Genomic DNA, 19,562 nt, shown 5'->3' with positions numbered 1-19,562 from the left:
TCAAGACGACAAACCCGGCCTCCACCTGGAGACCGGGTACCGCATTTTACATCTTGCCGATGACCAGGGTGCCGTTGGTGCCGCCGAAGCCGAAGGAGTTCTTCACGGCAATGTCGATCTTCATATCACGCGCCGCATTGGCGCAGTAATCGAGATCGCACTCGGGATCCTGGTTGAAGATGTTCATCGTCGGCGGCGACACCTGATGGTGCACTGCCAGCACGGTCAACACCGTCTCCAGGCCGCCGGCGCCGCCCAGCAAGTGGCCGGTCATCGACTTGGTCGAGTTGACCACCATCTTGTAGGCGTGATCGCCGAAGGCAGCCTTGATCGCGTCGGACTCGTTCTTGTCGCCCAGCGGGGTCGACGTGCCGTGCGCGTTCAGGTACTGGACCTCGTCGCCGTTGACGCCGGCATCGCGCAGCGCGTTAAGCACGCAGCGGCGCGGGCCGTCCAGGTTCGGCGCGGTCATGTGGTACGCATCGCCGCTCATGCCGAAGCCCAGCAGTTCCGCGTAGATCTTGGCGCCGCGGGCCTTGGCGTGCTCGTACTCTTCAAGCACCATCACGCCGGCGCCCTCGCCCAGCACGAAACCATCGCGATCCTTGTCCCACGGACGGGACGCAGTGGCGGGGTCGTCATTGCGCTGCGACAAGGCGCGCGCCGACGCGAAGCCGCCAATGCCCAGCGGCGATACGCTGGATTCGGCGCCGCCGGCCACCATCATGTCGGCATCGCCGTACATGATCATGCGCGCGGACGCGCCGATGCAATGCAGGCCGGTGGTGCAGGCGGTGACGATGGCCAGGTTCGGCCCCTTCAGGCCGAACTTGATCGACAGATTGCCGGAGATCATGTTGATGATCGAAGCCGGGATGAAGAACGGGCTGATGCGGCGCGGGCCGCGGTTGGTCAGTTCGGCATGCGTGTCTTCGATCAGCGGCAGGCCGCCGATGCCCGAACCGATCATGACGCCGATGCGCTCGGCATTCTCATCCGTTACCGTAATTCCACTGTCCTGGATGGCCTGGATACCGGCGGCCATCCCGTAGTGGATGAAGGTATCCATGTGACGCGCTTCCTTGGCGGGGATGTAATCCTCGATATTGAAGCCCTTGACCTCGCCGGCGAAATGCGTGGTGAAAGGGGATGCGTCGAACTTGGTGATGGTGGCGATGCCGGACTTGCCTTCCTTGATGGCGCTCCACGTATCGGCAATATTATTGCCGACAGGCGAAATGCATCCCAGGCCGGTAATGACTACACGACGTTCACGAGTGCGGCTCAAGCAATTCTCCTGAAACTATACTCAAAGCCCTTATCAGGCCTTGACTTGCGACTTTGCGTAATCGATCGCCTGTTGCACGGTGGTGATCTTCTCAGCTTGCTCGTCGGGGATTTCCATTTCGAACTCATCTTCCAGGGCCATCACCAGCTCGACGGTATCCAGCGAGTCGGCGCCCAGATCGTCAACGAACGACGATTCGTTCTTGATGTCGGCTTCGGCGACGCCCAGTTGCTCAGCGACGATCTTCTTAACGCGTTGTTCGATATCGGACATATTGTTCCTCCAGAGGATAGACAGGTTACAAAAGTGCGCGCATTTTAGCAGGTTTGCGCGCGGAAAATTTACTTTTAACCATTCTTGGCAAGATTGCGCCAAGTGCAGCATAACTTCAAACAAAATACGGCAAAAGGACTTAAATCAAGCCCTTGCCGCCTTGTTATCCCATGTACATGCCGCCATTGACATTGAGCGTGCTGCCAGTGATGTAGCCGGCCTGCGGCGAAGCCAGGAAGGCGACGGCGGCGGCGATCTCTTCGGCCGCGCCGAGACGGCCCAGCGGGATCTGCTGCAGGATGGCGGCGGATTGCTGCTCGTTGAGCGCCTTGGTCATGTCGGTGTCGATGAAGCCGGGCGCGACGCAGTTGACGGTGATGTTGCGGCTGCCGATCTCGCGCGCCAGGGCGCGGCTCATGCCGGCCACGCCGGCCTTGGCGGCGGCGTAGTTCATCTGGCCCGGGTTGCCGGCCTCGCCCACCACCGAGGTGATGTTGATGATGCGGCCGTGACGGGCCTTCATCATCCCGCGCAGCACGGCGCGCGACAGGCGGCCGACGGCGGTCAGGTTGGTCGCGATGACCGCGTCCCACTCTTCGTCCTTCATGCGCATGGCCAGCTGGTCCTGCGTGATGCCGGCGTTGTTGACCAGGATCGACAGCGAACCGAAGTCCTTCTGCACCAGGTCGACCACGTCGCCGCAGGCCTGGGCGTCATTGACGTTGAGCACGACGCCGCGACCGGCCTCCGGCTGCAGCGCGTTCAGGTATTCGGTAATGGCGGCGGCGCCCGCTTCCGAGGTGGCGGTGCCCACCACGCGGGCGCCCTGCTTCACCAGCTCGACGGCGATGGCGCGGCCGATGCCGCGCGATGCGCCGGTGACCAGCGCGACTTGTCCTTGCAGATTTGCACTCACTTGAGCAGCTCCAATACTTTGTCCAGGGATTCCTGATCGACGATGGCTTCGCCGATCAATTCGCCGTTGATACGCTTGGCCAGGCCGGTCAACACCTTGCCCGGACCGCATTCGAGCACGTGGGTGATGCCTTCGCCGCCCATCTTCTGCACCGTCTCGACCCAGCGCACGGCGCTGGCCGCCTGGCGCACCAAGGCGTCCTTGATGGCGGCCGGATCGCTGACCACGGCCACGTCGACGTTGTTGATCAGCGGAATCTGCGGCGCCGAGAACGCGACATTGGCCAGGTAAGCCTGCAGGCGATCCGAAGCAGGCTTGAGCAGCGAGGAATGGAACGGCGCCGACACCGGCAGCGGCAGCGCGCGCTTGGCGCCACGGGCCTTGGCGGCCTCGCAGGCGCGGGCGACGGCATCCTTGTGACCGGCGATCACCACCTGCGACGGCGCGTTGAAATTGACGGCCTCGACCACTTGCGCCTGCGCGGCTTCGGCGCAGGCGGCGCGCACATCATCGTCGGACAAGCCGATGATGGCGGCCATGCCGCCCTGCCCGACCGGCACGGCTTCCTGCATGGCCTGGGCGCGGAAGCGCACCAGCGGCACCGCATCCTTGAACTGGATCACGCCGGCGGCGACCAGGGCCGAGTATTCGCCCAGGCTGTGGCCGGCCACCAGCGCCGGCGCTTTGCCGCCCGCAGCGAGCCAGGCGCGATAGAACGCCACGGCAGCGGTCAGCATGACCGGCTGGGTATTGGTCGTCAGGTCCAGGTCTTCCTTGGGGCCTTCGGCAATCAGCTTGCCCAGGTCGAACTGCAGCGCGTCGGATGCTTCGGCGACGGTCTGGCGGACGACTTCATTGCCGGCGAAACCGTTGAGCATCCCGATGGCCTGCGAACCCTGGCCCGGGAAAACAAAAGCGAATTTTGTCATGCGTGGATTTGATTGAGGTTGGATAAAAAAATCGAAACGCCACCGGCGCGCCGCGCTGGCAGCCGCCGGCGACGCTCCAGCCTTGCTTACATGCGGGCCAGCACGGCGCCCCAGGTGAAGCCGCCGCCCACGCCTTCCATCAGGACGGTATGACCCGGCTTGACGCGACCGTCGCGCACGGCCTGGTCCAGCGCCAGGGGAATCGAGGCGGCCGAAGTGTTGCCGTGCTCGCCGACGGTGACCACCATCTTCTCCAGCGGCAGGCCCAGCTTCTTGGCCGTACCTTGCATGATGCGGATGTTGGCCTGGTGCGGCACCAGCCAATCGACCTCGGCGGCATCGACCCGGGCCGCTTCCAGCGCTTCGCGCGCGACCTTGTCCAGCACCGACACGGCCAGCTTGAACACCGCCGGGCCATCCATGTACAGGTAGGCGCTGCCCGCCACCGCGCCGTTGCTGACGCTGCCGGGCACACACAGGATATGACCGTGGCTGCCATCCGCGTGCAGCTTGCTGGCCAGCACGCCGGGCTCGCTGGAGGCGCTCATCACGATGGCGCCGGCGCCGTCGCCGAACAGCACACAGGTGGTGCGGTCCTTGAAATCGAGGATGCGGGAGAACACTTCCGTGCCGATCACCAGCACATTCTTGTGCGCCCCCGACTTGATGAAGCTGTCGGCCACCGACATCGCATAGACGAAGCCGCTGCAAACCGCCTGCACGTCCATCGCCGGCGAACCGTTGGTGATGCCGAGCTTGCGCTGCACCACGCAGGCGGTGCTGGGGAAGCCGCCCAGGTGATCCGGGGTCGAGGTCGCCAGGATGATCAGGTCGATGTCGTTGGGCTGCATGCCGGCCGCTTCCAGCGCGCGCTGCGAGGCCGACAGGGCCAGGTCGCTCGACAACTGCGTAGGCTCGGCATAGTGGCGCGCGGAAATGCCGCTGCGCGTGACGATCCATTCATCCGAGGTTTCCACGCCCTGCTCTGCCAGCTGTGCGGCCAGCTCGTGATTGGTGACGCGCTTGGTGGGCAGGTAGCTGCCCGTACCGACGATTCTGCTATAGGTGGTCATACCGTCTTTTGCTCTGTTGATTCGGTGATTACAGCGGGGCCGGCGCCGCCGGTTCCTCGGCAGCGACAGCAATGGCCGGCGCGGCAGCGCTTGCCTGTCCCTGGGGCATCAGCTCCGCCATGGTCGCGCCGATGCGCGCGAGCACATCGTACTTGGCGGCATCATACGCGCGGCGGATCGCCCATTCAAACGCATACACATCGGCGCCGCCGTGGCTCTTGAACACCAACCCCTTCAGCCCCAGCAAACTGGCGCCATTGTAGCGGGAAGGATTGAGCCGGCGCGACAGGGCCTTGATGGCGCCATAGGCGATCAGCGCGCCCAGCTTGTTGATGACCCCCTTCTTGAATTCCGAGGTCAGCACGCTCTTGACGAAACGCCCCAGCCCCTCGGAGGCCTTGAGCGTCACGTTGCCGACGAAGCCGTCACATACCACCAGGTCGGTGGTGCCCTCGAAGATGTCATTGCCTTCCACGTTGCCGTAGAAGTTGAGGATACCCTTCTCGTGGTCGGCGCGCAGCAGCCCGGCGGTCTCCTTGACCAGCTCATTGCCCTTGATGTCTTCCTCGCCCACGTTGAGCAGGCCGATGGTGGGCTTGGCCTTGCCCTCCATCACGGAAACCAGGGCCGAGCCCATCAATGCAAATTGATGTAAATGCTGGGGCTCGCAGTCGACGTTGGCGCCGAGGTCGAGCATGTAGGTGGGGCCGTCCTTCTGGTTGGGCAGGATGGTGCAGATGGCCGGACGATCAACGCCCGGCAGCGTCTTGAGGACGTAGCGCGACACCGCCATCAGCGCGCCGGTGTTGCCGGCCGAGACGGCGGCCTGCACCTGGCCGTCCTTGACCAGGTTGACCGCCACGCGCATGGAAGAGTCCTTCTTGCGGCGCAGGGCCACCTCGATCGGATCTTCCATCGTGACCACTTCGGTGGCGTTGCGGATCTGGACGCGGGCTTCGCCGGCCAGCTTGTACTTCTTCAGCAGCGGCTGCAGCACGCCTTCCTGGCCCACCAGGATCAGCTCCGCGTCGGGCTCGCGACGAAGAAAGGAGGCTGCGGCCGGGAGAGTGACTGACGGGCCGTGATCTCCACCCATGCAGTCGATTGAAATTTTGATGGTCATCGAATTGATTCAAAGCCTTGCCAGCCCACATTATGAGGCAGTTTGCACGCCATTGAAAATGACGCGATCAAATGCGGACGCCGTCGGCGCGCCGCCAAGCCGGCAAGGCAAACCCGCAGGCACGAACCTCGCGGGCATAAAAAAGCGGCGCAAAATGAACCTCCGGCAACGGAAGCTCATTGCGCCGCTTTTCTCCAAAAACAGCAAGCTCAATGAATGAGATTACTCGTCGTTCTTGGTCTTCAGCACCTTGCGACCACGGTAGAAACCGTTCGGGCTGATGTGGTGACGCAGGTGGGTTTCACCAGTCGTCGGCTCGACAGCCAGCGGGGGTGCAGTCAGAAAGTCGTGTGCACGGTGCATACCGCGCTTCGACGGGGTCTTTTTGTTCTGTTGAACGGCCATGATTACTCCTAAACCTTAAGATTGAAAATTTTAACACACCGGATCCAGGTTTCCGACAATCCCGTGTGCTGCTGCCCGGCGCTTGCCAGACATCCCCAAAAATTACTGCTTCAACTTCTTCAGTACCGCAAACGGGGAAGCCCGTTCAGCACCTTTGGCCTCAGCCGCCACACCATCTCCAGGACAAGCTTGATGCTTGGGCGCCACCGGCAATGCCAGCAGCGTTTCATCCTCGATCAGGTTGTTCACGTCGAAAGCCGCCGTACCGACGATGACATCGATCCCGTCATCATCGAGCAACTCCTCGATCGCGTCGGCCTGCGCCTCATCTTTTGCCAATACCAGCAGCGACTTCGAATCAATCTCGAAATTCAATGCCGTCAGGCAACGCTGACAGATCAGATTAACCGCACCCGACACTGCCAGACTAAGTTGAGCATGCCCCAGCTTGTCGATATCGCCGGACAGGATCCAGGAAATCGTGCCGGAACGGTCAACCGTCTCTTGCGCCAGACGACCTAATTCAGCAACCGGAATGTCGCCTTGGGCCTGCTGTTTCAGCCGGCAAAACTCGAACGCGTCGATCACAAATGCATTCATACCCAAAGCTGCAATCCGGAAAACCTGCGATAATAACAGAAAATTTCCTTACCAGTCAAAGCCTTAGCGCGCCTTCGCTGTTTTTTCGCCAAGCTGTCGCCGCGCCGCCTCTTTTTTTGCCTGTTTTTGGCAAGATTCTTGCCATCCAGGCCAGCCTCCGCCACCTCGATTCCGCCCTCGCCATGCCCCATAACGCCCCCATCGCCACCTCGCCGCGCCTGATCCTCGGCTCCAGCTCCGCCTATCGCAAGGAACTGCTGGGCCGGCTGGGACTGCCCTTCGAGAGCATGACGCCGGACATCGATGAGAGCCCAAGGCCGGGCGAGGCGCCCGATGCCACGGCCCTGCGCCTGGCGCGCGAAAAAGCCGCGGCAGTCGCGGCCCGCGCCGGCGCCGCCCTGGTCATCGGTTCCGACCAGGTGGCCACGCTGGATGGCGAGCAGATCGGCAAACCCGGCGACCATGCCAACGCCCTGAAGCAATTGCAAAAAATGCGCGGGCGCGAAGTGGTGTTCCATACGGCGCTGTGCCTGTGGGACGGCCGCCGCGCCGATGCTGCCCAGGCGGCGCAGGTCTGCAATGTGCAGACGCTGGTCCGCTTCCGCGACCTGCCCGATACGGAGCTGGACGCCTACCTGCGCATCGAACAGCCCTACGATTGCGCCGGCAGCGCCAAGAACGAAGGCCTGGGAATCGCCATCCTGGAAAGCATACGCAGCGACGACCCCACCGCCCTTACCGGCCTGCCGCTGATCGCGCTGACCGGGATGCTGCGTGCGGCCGGGGTCGGCTTCTTCGGACTGCCGGCGCGCTGAGGGCGCCGGCGCTTCAGTAGTTGCGGCGCGGATAACCCTGCGCCAGGATGCGCTGCCAAACCACCTCGCGCTCCTGCGCATTGAGGAACACCCATTGCGCCACCTCGTCCACGGTGCGGCCGCAACCGCGGCAGACATCGTCGAAGGTAGTGGAGCAGACGGCCACGCAAGGCGTATCGGGCCGCTCGGGCAAGGGCTGGGACGAAGGAGTCTGGGACATTGAGGATTCTGGACGAAAACAAGGCGCATCGAAGGATCCGATCGCCACAACCCGCATCTTACCAAGAAGCGCCGCCGCTATTCCTGCACGCGGACAAGGGATAAGCCCGCCCCAGGAACAAACAGGCAAAAAAAAGCCCGCGAACCAGTGGTTGCGGGCTTGAATCCAATTTCTTAAGGAGGAGATTGGAGGAGACAGGTGCAACTATAGCGATCGGCCCACGGCGAGTCTGCTTTATTGTGGCAATAGCAGATATTCACCTTATGCATAACTCTCGCCGGTAGCACCTCCCGAAGCCGATCCACCCCACAAAAATGCAACGGGCGGCGCCTCGGTCACCGGCTTGGGCGGATTGCCGCCCTTGCGCTCGCAGGCGGCCAGGGCCAACAGGACGGATACGGCAACAACCAGGACGGTCATCCTCATCACAGTCTCCTCGCATCGGCGCGCCCGCAGTCCGGGCCGCGCCACAGGCCGAGAATCACCCCGCCCGGGCGCCCTGTCAAGCAGCGCTGCGCAGGCCCGGCGCGCCGCGCGCGGCCGCCAGGTTCTTCTCGTACAGCGCCGCAATCATGTCGGACTGCGTCAGCATGCCGGCCAGCTTGCCGTCGACGTCCACCACCGGGATCTGATGCAAGCCATCGGCCATCTTCGGCACCAGCGCCAGCACCGGCGTATCCACACCGGCCGAAATCACCTCGCCGCTCATGATCTGGCCGACCACTTCCGGCTTCTCGGAGTGCGTGAACGGCACGCGATGCAACAACTTGCGCAGCTGCCCCGCCAGTCCGGTATGCACGTCGGCGCCGGCGTGCTCCAAAAAATCGCTGCGACTGACGATGCCGATCACATGCCGCGCCCGATCCAGCACCGGCAAGGCGCGCAGGCGGTGCGACTGCAGCAGGCGCCAGGCCTCGTCCAGGCTGGTGGCAAACTCCACCGCCACGACGTCGCGCGACATCGCCGCCTCGCAGCGCGTCTCGCCGAAGCGGCGATGGTAGGCGCGCATCTCGGTCTGCATGAAGATCTCTTCCAGGTCGTCGCGGCCGATGTCGATCACCTGGTTATAGTTCTTCAACACCTCGTCCAGGTCCTCATGCGAGAACCCCAACCGGGCAATCGGCAGCTCATCGCGGGTCTGGTGCGGATGCGCCGCCGCGCTCTGCTGCGCATGCGGATAGCGCCGCCCGGAGGCATTGTTGAAGAACAGCGCGGCGAGCAGCAGCAGCGCCGAATTGAGCAGCACCGGCGCCAGCACGAAGGCGTAGCCCATCTCATGCACCACCGGCCCACCCAGCACCGCCGTCAGCGCCACCGCGCCGCTGGGCGGATGAATGCAGCGCAACAGGAACATGCCGCCGATGGCCAGCGAGATGGCCACCGCCGCCGCCAGCGCCGGCTCCGGGATCAGCTTGACGCAGGTCACGCCGACCAGCGCCGACCAGAGGTTGCCGCCGATGATGGACCACGGTTGCGCCAGCGGGCTGGCCGGTACCGCGAACAGCAGCACCGCCGAGGCGCCCATGGGGGCGATCAGCCAGACGGTCCTGGCGTCATGCGGCAGGATGGCGTAACTGGCCAAGCCCACCAGCAGGATGCCGAACAGGCTGCCGACGCAAGAGCGCATGCGCTCGAAGCGGTCGACATTGCTTTTTGGCGGGATGAAACTTTTGAACCACAGCAAGATAGAATCGGGCATATCCGTTTTCCGCGACTTCCTCGACGTATTGAACCAGGGCCGGCGTCAGCGCAGCCAAACCGCAATTACATCACAAGATGATATACATGTCCCGCTCCAGGCGCCTCGCCTGCCCCGATGATGGCATCCAGATGATCCTCCGGGTCCCGCGCCAGCCATGAAACACACCTCCCGCCTGCAAAAGGACGACTTCGAGGCGCTCTCGGAATTTCGTTATCAGTTGCGCCGCTTCCTGCGCTTTTCCGAAGATGCCGCGCAAGGCGAAGGCATCACGCCGCTGCAATACCTGCTGATGCTGCACATCAAGGGCTTCCCCGGCCGCGACTGGGCCAGCATCAGCGAGCTGGCCGAACGCCTGCAGTCGCAGCACCACGGCGTGGTGGCGCTGGTCACGCGCTGCGTGAAGGCCGGGCTGGTCACGCGCGCGCCCGACGATCGCGACAAGCGCCTGGTCCAGGTGCGCCTGACCGAGCTGGGAGAACAGTACCTGCATCGCCTGGCCGAGCTGCATCGCAATGAATTGCAGTCGCTGTCGGGGGTATTCCAGGTCTCCCACATCTCGGCCTTCAACGACCGCGACTGAGCCAGCGCGGATGCGCCGGCCTGCGGTTTTCCGCAACTGCCGCCCGCGCCGCCTCCTGCTATGCTTGCCACCCAGGCCCGCCCACCACTTCGCCCATGAAAAGAAAACCCGAGACCAGCAGCCCCGCCGCCCAGGCGCGCGCCATCACCAAGGAAGACGTCGCCCGCGCCGCGGGGGTCTCGCACATCACGGTCTCGCGCGTGATCAACACCCCGGAAAAGGTCTCGCCCGACACCCGCGCCAAGGTCGAATCCTTCATCGCCAGCATGGGCTACATCCCCAACATGCTGGCCGGCGGCCTGGCCTCGCGCCGTACCCGCATCGTGGCCGCCATTGTGCCCACCATCAGCCACTCCATCTTTGCCGAGACGGTGCGCGGCCTGTCCGAGCAGTTGAGTTTGCAGGGCTACCAGTTGCTGCTGGGCCAGACCGGCTATTGCGAAGACACCGAGACCGCGCTGGTGGAAGCCTTCATCGGCCGTCGCGTCGACGGCCTGGTGCTGACCGGCGTGCAGCACACCGCCCGCACCCGGCAGCGTCTCAAGGCCGCCGGCATCCCCGTGGTCGAAACCTGGGACCTGACCAAGCGCCCGATCGACATGCTGGCCGGCTTCAACAACCATGACGCCGGCCGCGCCATGGGCGACTACCTGCACGGCCGCGGCTACCGCCACATGGCCTTCGTCGGCGGCGAGGATCCGCGCGGCATGGCGCGCTTCGCCGGCATGCGCGAAGCGCTGCTGGCGCACGGCGCGGCCGAGCCGGTGCACCTCAAGGTCCCCATGGGCTCCTTCCTGCACGCCGGGCGCGAATCGATAGGCCGGCTGCTGGATCGCCATCCGCAGGTCGATGCCGCCTTCTTCAGCAACGACGTCATCGCCGCCGGCGCCGCCATGGAATGCGCGCGACGCGGCGTGGCCGTGCCCGGACGCATTGCCCTGGCCGGTTTCGCCAACCTGGAAATCGCGCCGGAAGTACTGCCTGCGCTGACCACGGTGCAGATCAGCGCGCACCAGATCGGCCTGACCGCGGCCGACATGCTGCTCACCCGCTTCGCCGGTCACAGCGTCGAGCAGCCGGTGCGCGACCTGGGCTACTCCATCCTGGAGCGCGAGAGCACCTGATCCCGTCGCGCCATGAAAAAGGCCGGCATCATGCCGGCCCTTTTTTGCCACGCTCGCGAGCGTCGGCAGCACCCGCCGCACGACCTCAGGCGCTGACCTCGACCCGGTTGCGCCCCTGCTCCTTGGCCACGTACAGGGCGGTATCGGCCAGCTTGATCAACTGCTCCAGGCTGCGCCCGTCCACCAGCGTCGCCACGCCGAAACTGGCGTTGATGCGGACATGCTGGCCGCCGTCGATCTCGAAGTCTTTCTGCGCCAGCGAAAAGCGCAGCTTCTCCGCCACCGCCCGCGCCTGCTCCAGGTCGGATTCCGGCAGCAGCACGATGAACTCCTCGCCGCCGTAGCGCGCCAGCACATCGACCTTGCGCAGCAGCTGCGTCGCGGTCTGCGCCACGCCGCGCAGGATGGTGTCGCCCGAGAGATGGCCGTAGGTGTCGTTGATGCGCTTGAAGTGGTCGATGTCGAACAGCACCACCGAGAGCTCGCGGCCGTAGCGCTGCGCCACGCCCAGCTGCTGCTCGCCGTAGGAGAAGAAGGCGCGGCGGTTCAGCAGGCCGGTCAGGAAATCGGTATTGGACGAGGTCTGCAGCTGCGTGATCAGCGCCTCGCGCTCCTTGGCCAGGCTGTTGCGCTCCAGGATGCGCTCCTTGAGCACCCGCAAGGCGCGCATCATGCCGCCGATCTCGTCGTCGTATTTTCCCTTGGGGATTTCCTGGTCCAGCTTGCCGTCGACCAGGCCGACCACCAGGTCGGTGGCGTTCACCAGCGGGCGCACCACGCGTTTGCGGATCAGGTACATCAGCAACTGGAAGAACAGGCAGGCGATGATCGTCAGCCCGATCACCGAGGCCAGGAAATTACGGGCCTGCATGTTGCGCTGCTCGGCGCGCACCATCATGTCGTCGAGCAGGAGGTCGCGCAGGTCGAGGATGGATTTCATCTGCGGCACGTAGCGCGCCGCCAGCTCGGCCGGCGTGATGCCGTAGTCGCCCGATTTCAGGCCGACCTGCAGCAGGTAGTCGAGGAACTGGAAGCCGTTGTCGAAGTATTGTTTGTCCATGTCGTCCAGGGCGCGCGCGAATTCGGGCCGCGCGGCGTAGGACGCCAATTGCGCGCCGACCAGCGAGCGCAGCAGTTCGATGCGGCCATAGAGGCGGCCGATCTCGATCACTTCATCGGAATCCAGCTTGCGCTGGAGGATCAGGGGGGCGGTAAAGCGCGAGCCGATCTGGCCGGCGTATTCGCGCAGGCTGGCGGCGGCGCGCACGCCCGCCAGGCCGTCGCGCAGGTCGGGATCGGACTGGTCGACGATGTTGGCCAGCTCGGCCGTCACGCGCACCATCACCGGGATCATGTCGACCATGCCGTTCACGGCGGACACCACGTACAGGTGCGTGCGTTGCTCCTGGGCTTGCAGCCCGACGCGGTCGACCGCCGCGCGCGCCGGGCCCAGGGCCTGCTGCACCGTGCGCAGGCGCTCTGACATGGAGGATTTGCGCAGCGTGGGATCCTTGTCCAGCGCGCCGCGCAGCTTGGCGAGCGCGGCGTCGCTGGTGGCGCGGGCTTCTTTCAAGCGCAGGTAGAGTTGCTCCCGATCCTGCGGCCTGGCGCCCATGTAGGCGTTGGCCGGGCCGCGCTCGGCGGAGAGCTTTTCCATGGCGATCAGGCCGAGGCGAAAATTCCTCAGCGCCGGCACGCTGTTGGCGCCGTTCTGGTAAATGCTCCATTCGATCCATACCAGCGAAATCGCCAATGCCAGGAACAACATCAGCAATGCGATGGAAATCAGCCGGAACAGACGATTCAAGGACATTTAATGGGCCCGCTTCGAGGCTTACGATTTTTTATGAATATAACAAGACCGGCGTACCGGCGACACAAGATCGTGAGCGGGGATGAAAATAAACCACAGGCGAGTCCCGCTGCGCGGGAACCCGAATTGAATCGTCTCCGGACCTGGTGCGGCCGAGGCAGTCGACCTCGCCGCCCCCTCCCCTTGAGTAGGCGATGCCGCTGTTATTGATCGGCGCTGCCGGATCGCAGCCCCGGAACCGGCATGCTCGCGCATCCCGATGCAAAACCGGCGCAGAATAAAAATAAGGCCCTGAAAAATTCAGAGCCTTATCTGTTCCTGCGACTACTTTTTTTTAAGCCAACTGGCGGAGAGGGTGGGATTCGAACCCACGGTACGATTTAACGTACGCCTGATTTCGAGTCAGGTACATTCGACCACTCTGCCACCTCTCCGGTTAACTTCGGTCGTTCGCTGCGTGGTGCAGCAAAGTCGGCAACTATATCAGAAGATTTTTGGTAACGGAATACCCATCTGAAAAATAATTTCCGAAACTCATTTATCAGACCGGCAACCCCTATCATCCGCCCCGCCTCTTTTCCCGGCCACCGGGACAGCTGCTGATCCAAAACAAGGCAGGCTGTTCTTTTCATGCAAAAACGTCCGCGCGGTGCACTTTCATCATCATCTTGTCATAAATGACTTCTAGCATCCGTAAATTATTTTCCGTTCTTTGGAACAACTCATTTCGGACTTTGCCAGATGGCGCCCCTCTCCAACGCCCCCTTCCCGCTCGGCGCCGAAGCTGCCGAGCTGATCGCCCGCGCCGCCGGCAATCCGCAGCCCGGCGCATCCGATCCGATGTTGTCCTTGTTGCATGAAATCATCGCGCAGCGCAAATTGACGGCGCTGTTCCAGCCCATCGTGCGCATGCGCAATGGCGAGATCCTCGGTTATGAAGGCTTGATCCGCGGCCCCTCCAATACGCCGCTGCACTCTCCGCTGGCGCTGTTCAAGGTGGCGCGGGCGCACAACCTGTCGGTGCAGATGGAATACCTGTGCCGGCACATCGTGCTGGCGCGCTTCGCCCAGCTGGGCCTGCCGGGCAACCTGTTCCTCAACGTCACTCCCGGCGCGCTGATGCAGCCCGAGGCGATCCAGGGCGAGACGCTGCGCTACCTGGAGAAGCTGGGCGTGAACCCCCAGCGCATCATCATCGAACTCACCGAGAACGAGCCGACCTACGACTATGCCCTCTTGCGCAATGCCGCCATGCACTACCGCGACATGGGCTTCCAGATCGCCATCGACGACCTCGGCGAAGGCTTCTCCAGCCTGCGCCTGTGGTCCGAGCTGCAGCCGGAGTACGTGAAGATCGACATGCACTTCGTGCAGGGCATCAACCACGATCCGATGAAGCTGCAGTTCGTGCGCTCGATCCAGGAGATCGCCGAGAAGTCCGGCTCGATCGTGATCGCCGAGGGCATCGAGTCGCAGGCCGAGCTGCTGACCATCCGCGACCTCGGCATCGCCTGCGGCCAGGGCTATCACATCGCGCGCCCGCAGCCGGAGCCGCCGGTGTCGATCTCGGAAGACGTCACCAAGACCCTGCGCCGCGACAAGGTGCCGCTGGCGGCCAGCAAGTACGGTCCCGGCAAGCGCAACGCCACCGTCTTCAAGCTGCTGCGGGAGACCCAGTACGTCAGCCCGGACGTCTCCAACGACACGGTCTACGACATGTTCGTCAACGACCCGCAACTGCAGGCGCTGCCGGTGGTCAGCAACGGCCTGCCGATCGGCCTGATCAACCGCTACAGCATGGTCGAGCGCTTCGCCCGCCTGTACGGCCGCGAACTCTACGGCAAGAAATCCTGCGCCTTCTTCATGGATCCCAATCCCATCCTGACCGAACAGGAAACCAGCCTGCAGGACCTGTCGAACCTGCTGGTGCAGGCGGAGTCGCACCACCTGTCGAACGGCTTCATCATCACCGACCGCGGCCAGTACATGGGCCTGGGCACCGGCCACGACCTGCTGCGCGAGATCACGCAGATGCAGATCGACGCCGCGCGCCACGCCAACCCGCTGACGCAATTGCCGGGCAACGTGCCCATCAACGACCACATCGAATACCTGCTGCAAAGCGGCGTCGAGTTCTGCATCTGCTATTGCGACCTGGACCACTTCAAGCCCTTCAATGATGTCTATGGCTACCGCAAGGGCGACGACATGATCCAGCTGACCGGCCGCGTGCTGCAGCAGGGCTGCGACGCCAACCTGGACTTCATCGGCCACATCGGCGGCGACGACTTCCTGATCATGTTCCAGAGCGAAGACTGGGAGAAGCGCTGCCGCGCCATGTTGGACAACTTCGAGGCCGAGTCGCGCGCCTTCTACTACGACGAAGACCGCGAGCGCGGCGGCTATCACTCGGAAGACCGCCAGGGCAACCGGGTCCTGCATCCGCTGGTGTCGATCTCGCTGGGCGCGGTGAAGATCGAGCCCTCGCAATACTCCTCGCCGCACCAGATCGCCTCGGCCGCCACCAAGGCCAAGAAGCAGGCCAAAAAAATCCAGGGCAACAGCCTGTTCATCGAACGCCGTATCCCGGTGGCCTTCTCGTGGGCGCTCAAGGACGGTTAAGCTCGCCCTTCGGGAAAACGTTTTCAGCTGCGTTTTCCTGCGCCCAAAACAAAACGGCCGCCCTCCTCAGGGCGGCCGTTTTGCCGATGCCGTCGCCAATCAGGCCGGCGTCAATTTGGTGATGCCGCCCATGTAGGGCTGCAGCGCCGCCGGGATCTCCACGCTGCCGTCGGCCTGCTGGTAGTTCTCCAGCACCGCCACCAGGGTGCGTCCCACCGCCAGGCCGGAGCCGTTGAGGGTATGCAGCAGTTCCGGCTTGCCCTGGGCGTTGCGGAAGCGCGCCTGCATGCGGCGCGCCTGGAAGGCCTCGCAGTTCGATACCGACGAGATCTCGCGGTAGGTGTTCTGCGCCGGCAGCCAGACTTCGATGTCATAGGTCTTGGCCGCGCCGAAGCCCATGTCGCCGGTGCACAGCGTGATCACGCGGTACGGCAGGCCGAGCTGCTTCAGGATGGCCTCGGCGTGGCCCAGCATTTCGTCGAGCGCCTCGTAGGACTTCTCAGGATGCACGATCTGCACCATCTCGACCTTGTCGAACTGGTGCTGGCGGATCATGCCGCGGGTGTCGCGGCCGTAGGAGCCGGCTTCCGAACGGAAGCACGGCGAATGCGCGGTGAACTTCAGCGGCAGCGCGTCGGCCGCGACGATCTCGTCGCGCACGAAGTTGGTCAGCGGCACCTCGGCGGTCGGGATCAGGTACAGCGCGGCATTCTCGGCCTCGCCTTCCTGGCCGCCCTTCTTGACGGCGAACAGGTCTTCCTCGAACTTGGGCAACTGGCCGGTGCCGCGCAGGCTGTCGGCGTTGACGATGTAGGGCGTATAGCACTCGGTGTAGCCGTGCTCGCCGGTGTGGGTGTTCAGCATGAACTGCGCCAGCGCGCGGTGCAGGCGCGCCATGCCGCCCTTGAGCGCCGAGAAGCGCGAGCCGGTGAGCTTGGTCGCGGTATCGAAATCCAGGCCCAGCGGGTTGCCGACGTCGACGTGGTCCTTGACCTCGAAGTCGAAGCTGCGCGGCGCGCCGACCTTGCGCACTTCCACGTTGCCGGATTCGTCGTTGCCCACCGGCACCGACTCATGCGGCAGGTTGGGCACGGCCTGCAGGAAGGCGTTCATCTGCTGCTGCACTTCCTCCAGGCGCGTCGCCGAGGACTTGAGCTCGTCGCCGATGCCGTTGACTTCCGCCATCACCGCCGACGCATCCTCGCCCCGGCCCTTGAGCATGCCGATCTGCTTGGACAGGCTGTTGCGCTTGCCCTGCAGTTCTTCGGTGCGGGTCTGGATCTGCTTGCGTTCAGCCTCGAGCGCATTGAAGCCGGCCACATCGAGGACGAACTTGCGCGCCGCCAGGCGGGCCGCCACATTGTCGATGTCTTTACGGAGGAGTTGGATGTCGATCATGGGAAAGAAACGAGTTGAATTGATGCAGAAAACGCGATTGTACCAAGCCGCGCGCGCTTGACGGACCTTAGGCCGCGCTTTGGGCAACAAATTGCGCGCCGGACGGGTTACCATTCGGCCAGTTTCCAACCTACCGCCACAGCCATGTCCGACCAACAAGACGCCGACGATTCTCCCAAGACGCCCCTGCCATTGTCCATCCTCGGCCTGGTGGCCGCCTGCTGCATCGCGGTCTGGGCCGGCATGCACTACATGACCAATGAGGCCAGCCTGTTCTACGGCCTGCTGGCCGGCCTGTCTTTCGGCGCCACCTTCGCCTTCGGCCAGCAGATCAAGAACCGCTTCGTGCCGCCGAAAAAGCGCAAGACCGACTGGCGCGTGCAAGCCCCGGGCGCGGCCGAACTGAGCCCGGCCAAGCTGGCGGCCCAGGCCGCGCGCAAGCTCAGCGTGGAGTTCGACGCACTGGAAATCCGCACCACGGTGCGTGGCGCGAAGCGCGAAGGCATCGCCTGGAACGAGGTCGCCGACGTCACCATCCGCATCAGCGAAGGCCCCCTGCCGCAACCGGAATGGATCATCGCCGGCCAGGTGGATGGCGCCGTCAAGGGCGTGCTGGTGCCCAACGACGCCGAGGGACTCGACCTGCTGCAGGATGCGATGAAAGAGAGACTGCCCGGCTTCGACAACGACAAGACCTACCAGACCGTGATCGACGCCATGTCGGCCATGCAAGGCAGCTTCCACGTCTGGAGCAGGAAGCCCGCCTGAGCGGCGGACCTGCCCACGGCCGCGGCGCCCGCGCGCGGCCCTGTTCCCTTGTTCTTATTTCGAATTCTTGCGCGCCTCGCGGTCGAGCTCGCGCAGGTGCGCCAGCTTGTCGCCGATCTTGGCTTCCAGCCCGCGCGGCGCCGGCTGGTACCAGTTGGGTTCGCGCATGCCGTCCGGCAGGTAGGTCTCGCCGGCGGCGTAGGCTTCCGGCTCGTCATGGGCATAACGGTACAGCTTGCCGTAGCCCAGCTCCTTCATCAGCTTGGTCGGCGCGTTGCGCAGGTGCTCCGGCACGCCGCGCGACTTGTCCTTGGCAACGAAAGCGCGCGCCTGGTTGTAGGCCATGTAGCCGGCGTTGCTCTTGGCGGCCACCGCCAGGTAGATCACCGCCTGCGCCAGCGCCAGCTCGCCCTCGGGCGAGCCCAGCCGCTCATAGGTGTTGGCGGCGTCGTTGGCGATGGTCATGGCGCGGGGATCGGCCAGGCCGATGTCTTCCCAGGCCATGCGCACGATGCGGCGCGAGAGATAACGCGGATCGACGCCGCCGTCGAGCATGCGCGTCAACCAATACAGCGCGCCGTCCGGATTGGAGCCGCGCACCGACTTGTGCAGCGCCGAGATCTGGTCGTAGAAGGCGTCGCCGCCCTTGTCGAAGCGGCGCAGCGCATCGCCCTGGCATTCGGCCAGCACCTCGGGGGTGACCGTCTCCTGCCCCTTGGCCTGCGCCGAGCGCGCCACAATCTCCAGGTTGTTCAACAGCTTGCGGCCGTCGCCGTCGGCGCTGGCTACCAGCATCTCCCGCGCTTCCGGCTGGAATTGCAGGCCGTCCAGCTGATCCTGGCAGGCGCGGTCGATCATGGCGCCGAGGTCGTCGTCGGTCAGCGACTTCAACACATATACCGCCGCGCGCGAGAGCAGCGCGCCATTGACCTCGAAGGACGGGTTCTCCGTGGTGGCGCCGATGAAGGTGAACAGCCCGCTCTCCACGTGCGGCAGGAAGGCGTCCTGCTGGCTCTTGTTGAAGCGATGCACCTCATCCACGAACAGGATGGTGCGACGGCCCGAATTGGCGCGAATCAGCTGGGCGCGCTCGACCGCCTCGCGGATGTCCTTGACGCCCGAGAGCACCGCCGACAGCGCGATGAACTCGGCATTGAAGGAGTCCGCCATCAGGCGCGCCAGGGTGGTCTTGCCCACGCCCGGCGGCCCCCACAGGATCATCGAATGCGGCTCGCCGGACTCGAAGGCCACGCGCAGCGGCTTGCCCGGCCCCAGCACGTGCTGCTGGCCGATGACGTCGTCGAAGGATTGCGGCCGCATGCGTTCGGCCAGGGGAATCAGGTTCATTTCTCGATCGGTCGGTGCCGGCGGCCGCGATGGATGCGCGGTATCCGCCAAAGGCCGTAGTCTAACGCAGAGCGTCGCCGGATGACGCGCCCGTCACGCGATGGTCACCGGCCGGTCACAGCCGATGGACGGCAACGCGGTAAAATACGCGCCGCCGCGGCATCCTTGCCGGGCAGCCCTCCTCCACTGCGCGTTTGATTGCCATGCCCTTTGTTGTCACCGATTCCTGCATCCAGTGCAAATACACCGACTGCGTCAGCGTCTGCCCGATGGATTGCTTCGTTGAAGGTCCGAACTTCCTGGCCATCGATCCCGACGGCTGCATCGACTGCTCGATGTGCGTGCCCGAATGCCCGGCCGGCGCCATCTACAACGCCACCGACCTGCCGGCTGCCATGGCGCATTTCGAAGACCTGAACGCGAAGCTGGCCAGGCACCCCGGCTGGAAGCCCATCACCCAGGCCAAGGCGCCCATGCCTGACCATGAGAAGTGGAAGGACGTGCCGCACAAGCTGCCGCTGCTGCAGATGCCGGAAGAATAAGCCCCTGCCAATGACAAAGCCCCG

Annotated in this window: 21 protein-coding genes and 1 tRNA gene; 7 read left to right on the top strand and 15 right to left on the bottom strand. The window is 64.2% G+C overall.

Features of this window, described 5'->3' with window-relative positions; translation table 11 throughout:
- Window positions 1-46 precede the first annotated feature (46 nt).
- From fabF to plsX, 6 genes are all read right to left on the bottom strand, one after another.
- Window positions 47-1,288 carry a beta-ketoacyl-ACP synthase II gene (fabF, locus tag Herbaro_RS08765; RefSeq protein ID WP_275013435.1) on the bottom strand — a complete coding sequence of 414 codons (1,242 nt, stop codon included), beginning with the start codon at window positions 1,286-1,288 and terminating at the stop codon, window positions 47-49.
- A gap of 33 nt (window positions 1,289-1,321) precedes the next feature.
- On the bottom strand, window positions 1,322-1,561 hold the full coding sequence (acpP, locus tag Herbaro_RS08760; RefSeq protein WP_006463505.1) for an acyl carrier protein: 240 nt from the start codon (window positions 1,559-1,561) through the stop codon (window positions 1,322-1,324).
- 163 nt (window positions 1,562-1,724) lie between these two features.
- Window positions 1,725-2,477: a 3-oxoacyl-ACP reductase FabG gene (gene fabG / locus Herbaro_RS08755; protein ID WP_275013434.1), complete on the bottom strand. Its 753-nt coding sequence runs from the start codon at window positions 2,475-2,477 to the stop codon at window positions 1,725-1,727.
- On the bottom strand, window positions 2,474-3,406 hold the full coding sequence (gene fabD / locus Herbaro_RS08750) for an ACP S-malonyltransferase (RefSeq protein WP_275013433.1): 933 nt from the start codon (window positions 3,404-3,406) through the stop codon (window positions 2,474-2,476). Before fabD ends, fabG begins: the two co-directional genes overlap by 4 nt.
- Before the next feature lie 86 nt (window positions 3,407-3,492).
- Window positions 3,493-4,479 carry a beta-ketoacyl-ACP synthase III gene (locus Herbaro_RS08745; RefSeq protein WP_275013432.1) on the bottom strand — a complete coding sequence of 329 codons (987 nt, stop codon included), beginning with the start codon at window positions 4,477-4,479 and terminating at the stop codon, window positions 3,493-3,495.
- 28 nt (window positions 4,480-4,507) lie between these two features.
- On the bottom strand, window positions 4,508-5,602 hold the full coding sequence (gene plsX, locus Herbaro_RS08740) for a phosphate acyltransferase PlsX (protein WP_275013431.1): 1,095 nt from the start codon (window positions 5,600-5,602) through the stop codon (window positions 4,508-4,510).
- Between plsX and Herbaro_RS08735 the strand changes: the two genes are divergently transcribed.
- A complete protein-coding gene (locus Herbaro_RS08735) occupies window positions 5,595-5,822 on the top strand; it encodes a hypothetical protein (protein WP_275013430.1) in 228 nt (75 codons plus the stop codon). The two genes, plsX and Herbaro_RS08735, sit on opposite strands and share 8 nt — an antisense overlap.
- Window positions 5,823-5,824: 2 nt before the next feature.
- On the opposite strand, the gene rpmF is transcribed toward Herbaro_RS08735, so the two are convergent.
- On the bottom strand, window positions 5,825-6,007 hold the full coding sequence (rpmF, locus tag Herbaro_RS08730) for a 50S ribosomal protein L32 (RefSeq protein WP_006463510.1): 183 nt from the start codon (window positions 6,005-6,007) through the stop codon (window positions 5,825-5,827).
- A gap of 102 nt (window positions 6,008-6,109) precedes the next feature.
- Window positions 6,110-6,607, bottom strand: a complete 498-nt coding sequence (locus tag Herbaro_RS08725) for a YceD family protein (protein ID WP_275013429.1) — start codon at window positions 6,605-6,607, stop codon at window positions 6,110-6,112.
- Window positions 6,608-6,789: 182 nt separating this feature from the next.
- Between Herbaro_RS08725 and Herbaro_RS08720 the strand changes: the two genes are divergently transcribed.
- The gene (locus Herbaro_RS08720; RefSeq protein ID WP_275013428.1) at window positions 6,790-7,422 is read left to right on the top strand and encodes a Maf family nucleotide pyrophosphatase; all 633 of its coding nucleotides are present in this window, start codon (window positions 6,790-6,792) and stop codon (window positions 7,420-7,422) included.
- A gap of 13 nt (window positions 7,423-7,435) precedes the next feature.
- Here Herbaro_RS08720 and Herbaro_RS08715 read toward each other — a convergent pair whose 3' ends face one another.
- From Herbaro_RS08715 to Herbaro_RS08705, 3 genes are all read right to left on the bottom strand, one after another.
- Complete coding sequence (locus Herbaro_RS08715) at window positions 7,436-7,642, bottom strand: DUF1289 domain-containing protein (RefSeq protein ID WP_275013427.1); 207 nt, start codon at window positions 7,640-7,642, stop codon at window positions 7,436-7,438.
- Window positions 7,643-7,903: 261 nt separating this feature from the next.
- The gene (locus Herbaro_RS08710) at window positions 7,904-8,068 is read right to left on the bottom strand and encodes a hypothetical protein (protein WP_275013426.1); all 165 of its coding nucleotides are present in this window, start codon (window positions 8,066-8,068) and stop codon (window positions 7,904-7,906) included.
- Between the two features lie 76 nt (window positions 8,069-8,144).
- Window positions 8,145-9,341 (bottom strand): HPP family protein, encoded by a 1,197-nt coding sequence (locus Herbaro_RS08705; RefSeq protein WP_275013425.1) that lies wholly within the window; start codon window positions 9,339-9,341, stop codon window positions 8,145-8,147.
- Window positions 9,342-9,498: 157 nt separating this feature from the next.
- Here Herbaro_RS08705 and Herbaro_RS08700 point away from each other — a divergent pair, with 157 nt between their 5' ends.
- Together Herbaro_RS08700 and Herbaro_RS08695 are read left to right on the top strand one after the other, a co-directional pair.
- Window positions 9,499-9,924 carry a MarR family winged helix-turn-helix transcriptional regulator gene (locus Herbaro_RS08700; RefSeq protein ID WP_275013424.1) on the top strand — a complete coding sequence of 142 codons (426 nt, stop codon included), beginning with the start codon at window positions 9,499-9,501 and terminating at the stop codon, window positions 9,922-9,924.
- 95 nt (window positions 9,925-10,019) lie between these two features.
- Window positions 10,020-11,048 carry a LacI family DNA-binding transcriptional regulator gene (locus Herbaro_RS08695; protein WP_275013423.1) on the top strand — a complete coding sequence of 343 codons (1,029 nt, stop codon included), beginning with the start codon at window positions 10,020-10,022 and terminating at the stop codon, window positions 11,046-11,048.
- Between the two features lie 85 nt (window positions 11,049-11,133).
- Here Herbaro_RS08695 and Herbaro_RS08690 read toward each other — a convergent pair whose 3' ends face one another.
- A complete protein-coding gene (locus tag Herbaro_RS08690; RefSeq protein WP_275013422.1) occupies window positions 11,134-12,861 on the bottom strand; it encodes a diguanylate cyclase in 1,728 nt (575 codons plus the stop codon).
- A gap of 344 nt (window positions 12,862-13,205) precedes the next feature.
- A tRNA-Ser gene (locus Herbaro_RS08685) sits at window positions 13,206-13,295 on the bottom strand.
- Between the two features lie 307 nt (window positions 13,296-13,602).
- On the opposite strand from Herbaro_RS08685, the gene Herbaro_RS08680 reads away from it, so the two are divergent.
- A complete protein-coding gene (locus Herbaro_RS08680; protein WP_275013421.1) occupies window positions 13,603-15,483 on the top strand; it encodes a GGDEF domain-containing protein in 1,881 nt (626 codons plus the stop codon).
- 99 nt (window positions 15,484-15,582) lie between these two features.
- Here the strand turns inward: Herbaro_RS08680 and serS are convergent, their stop codons facing one another.
- On the bottom strand, window positions 15,583-16,881 hold the full coding sequence (gene serS, locus Herbaro_RS08675; protein WP_275013420.1) for a serine--tRNA ligase: 1,299 nt from the start codon (window positions 16,879-16,881) through the stop codon (window positions 15,583-15,585).
- Window positions 16,882-17,025: 144 nt separating this feature from the next.
- On the opposite strand from serS, the gene Herbaro_RS08670 reads away from it, so the two are divergent.
- Window positions 17,026-17,649, top strand: coding sequence for an anaphase-promoting protein (locus tag Herbaro_RS08670; RefSeq protein WP_275013419.1), 624 nt, complete (start codon window positions 17,026-17,028; stop codon window positions 17,647-17,649).
- Window positions 17,650-17,703: 54 nt separating this feature from the next.
- On the opposite strand, the gene Herbaro_RS08665 is transcribed toward Herbaro_RS08670, so the two are convergent.
- A complete protein-coding gene (locus Herbaro_RS08665; protein ID WP_275013418.1) occupies window positions 17,704-18,996 on the bottom strand; it encodes a replication-associated recombination protein A in 1,293 nt (430 codons plus the stop codon).
- A gap of 203 nt (window positions 18,997-19,199) precedes the next feature.
- On the opposite strand from Herbaro_RS08665, the gene fdxA reads away from it, so the two are divergent.
- Entirely contained in the window at window positions 19,200-19,538 is a 339-nt protein-coding gene (gene fdxA / locus Herbaro_RS08660) for a ferredoxin FdxA (protein ID WP_275013417.1), read from the top strand.
- Window positions 19,539-19,562 lie beyond the last annotated feature (24 nt).

The organism is Herbaspirillum sp. WKF16 (genome assembly GCF_028993615.1).
Taxonomy (GTDB): Bacteria; Pseudomonadota; Gammaproteobacteria; order Burkholderiales; family Burkholderiaceae_D; genus Herbaspirillum.
Note: the sequence above shows the minus strand (reverse complement) of the source record. Positions and strands in the feature narration are given on the sequence as shown.

Bases quoted from the DNA above. Each gene is read 5' to 3' on its own strand.
- acpP (WP_006463505.1), bottom strand. From the start codon at position 1,561: ATGTCCGATATCGAACAACGCGTTAAGAAGATCGTCGCTGAGCAACTG.
- fabD (WP_275013433.1), bottom strand. From the start codon at position 3,406: ATGACAAAATTCGCTTTTGTTTTCCCGGGCCAGGGTTCGCAGGCCATC.
- Herbaro_RS08745 (WP_275013432.1), bottom strand. From the start codon at position 4,479: ATGACCACCTATAGCAGAATCGTCGGTACGGGCAGCTACCTGCCCACC.
- Herbaro_RS08735 (WP_275013430.1), top strand. From the start codon at position 5,595: ATGGTCATCGAATTGATTCAAAGCCTTGCCAGCCCACATTATGAGGCA.
- plsX (WP_275013431.1), bottom strand. From the start codon at position 5,602: ATGACCATCAAAATTTCAATCGACTGCATGGGTGGAGATCACGGCCCG.
- rpmF (WP_006463510.1), bottom strand. From the start codon at position 6,007: ATGGCCGTTCAACAGAACAAAAAGACCCCGTCGAAGCGCGGTATGCAC.
- Herbaro_RS08725 (WP_275013429.1), bottom strand. From the start codon at position 6,607: ATGAATGCATTTGTGATCGACGCGTTCGAGTTTTGCCGGCTGAAACAG.
- Herbaro_RS08720 (WP_275013428.1), top strand. From the start codon at position 6,790: ATGCCCCATAACGCCCCCATCGCCACCTCGCCGCGCCTGATCCTCGGC.
- Herbaro_RS08715 (WP_275013427.1), bottom strand. From the start codon at position 7,642: ATGTCCCAGACTCCTTCGTCCCAGCCCTTGCCCGAGCGGCCCGATACG.
- Herbaro_RS08710 (WP_275013426.1), bottom strand. From the start codon at position 8,068: ATGAGGATGACCGTCCTGGTTGTTGCCGTATCCGTCCTGTTGGCCCTG.
- Herbaro_RS08705 (WP_275013425.1), bottom strand. From the start codon at position 9,341: ATGCCCGATTCTATCTTGCTGTGGTTCAAAAGTTTCATCCCGCCAAAA.
- Herbaro_RS08700 (WP_275013424.1), top strand. From the start codon at position 9,499: ATGAAACACACCTCCCGCCTGCAAAAGGACGACTTCGAGGCGCTCTCG.
- Herbaro_RS08695 (WP_275013423.1), top strand. From the start codon at position 10,020: ATGAAAAGAAAACCCGAGACCAGCAGCCCCGCCGCCCAGGCGCGCGCC.
- Herbaro_RS08690 (WP_275013422.1), bottom strand. From the start codon at position 12,861: ATGTCCTTGAATCGTCTGTTCCGGCTGATTTCCATCGCATTGCTGATG.
- Herbaro_RS08680 (WP_275013421.1), top strand. From the start codon at position 13,603: ATGGCGCCCCTCTCCAACGCCCCCTTCCCGCTCGGCGCCGAAGCTGCC.
- serS (WP_275013420.1), bottom strand. From the start codon at position 16,881: ATGATCGACATCCAACTCCTCCGTAAAGACATCGACAATGTGGCGGCC.
- Herbaro_RS08670 (WP_275013419.1), top strand. From the start codon at position 17,026: ATGTCCGACCAACAAGACGCCGACGATTCTCCCAAGACGCCCCTGCCA.
- Herbaro_RS08665 (WP_275013418.1), bottom strand. From the start codon at position 18,996: ATGAACCTGATTCCCCTGGCCGAACGCATGCGGCCGCAATCCTTCGAC.
- fdxA (WP_275013417.1), top strand. From the start codon at position 19,200: ATGCCCTTTGTTGTCACCGATTCCTGCATCCAGTGCAAATACACCGAC.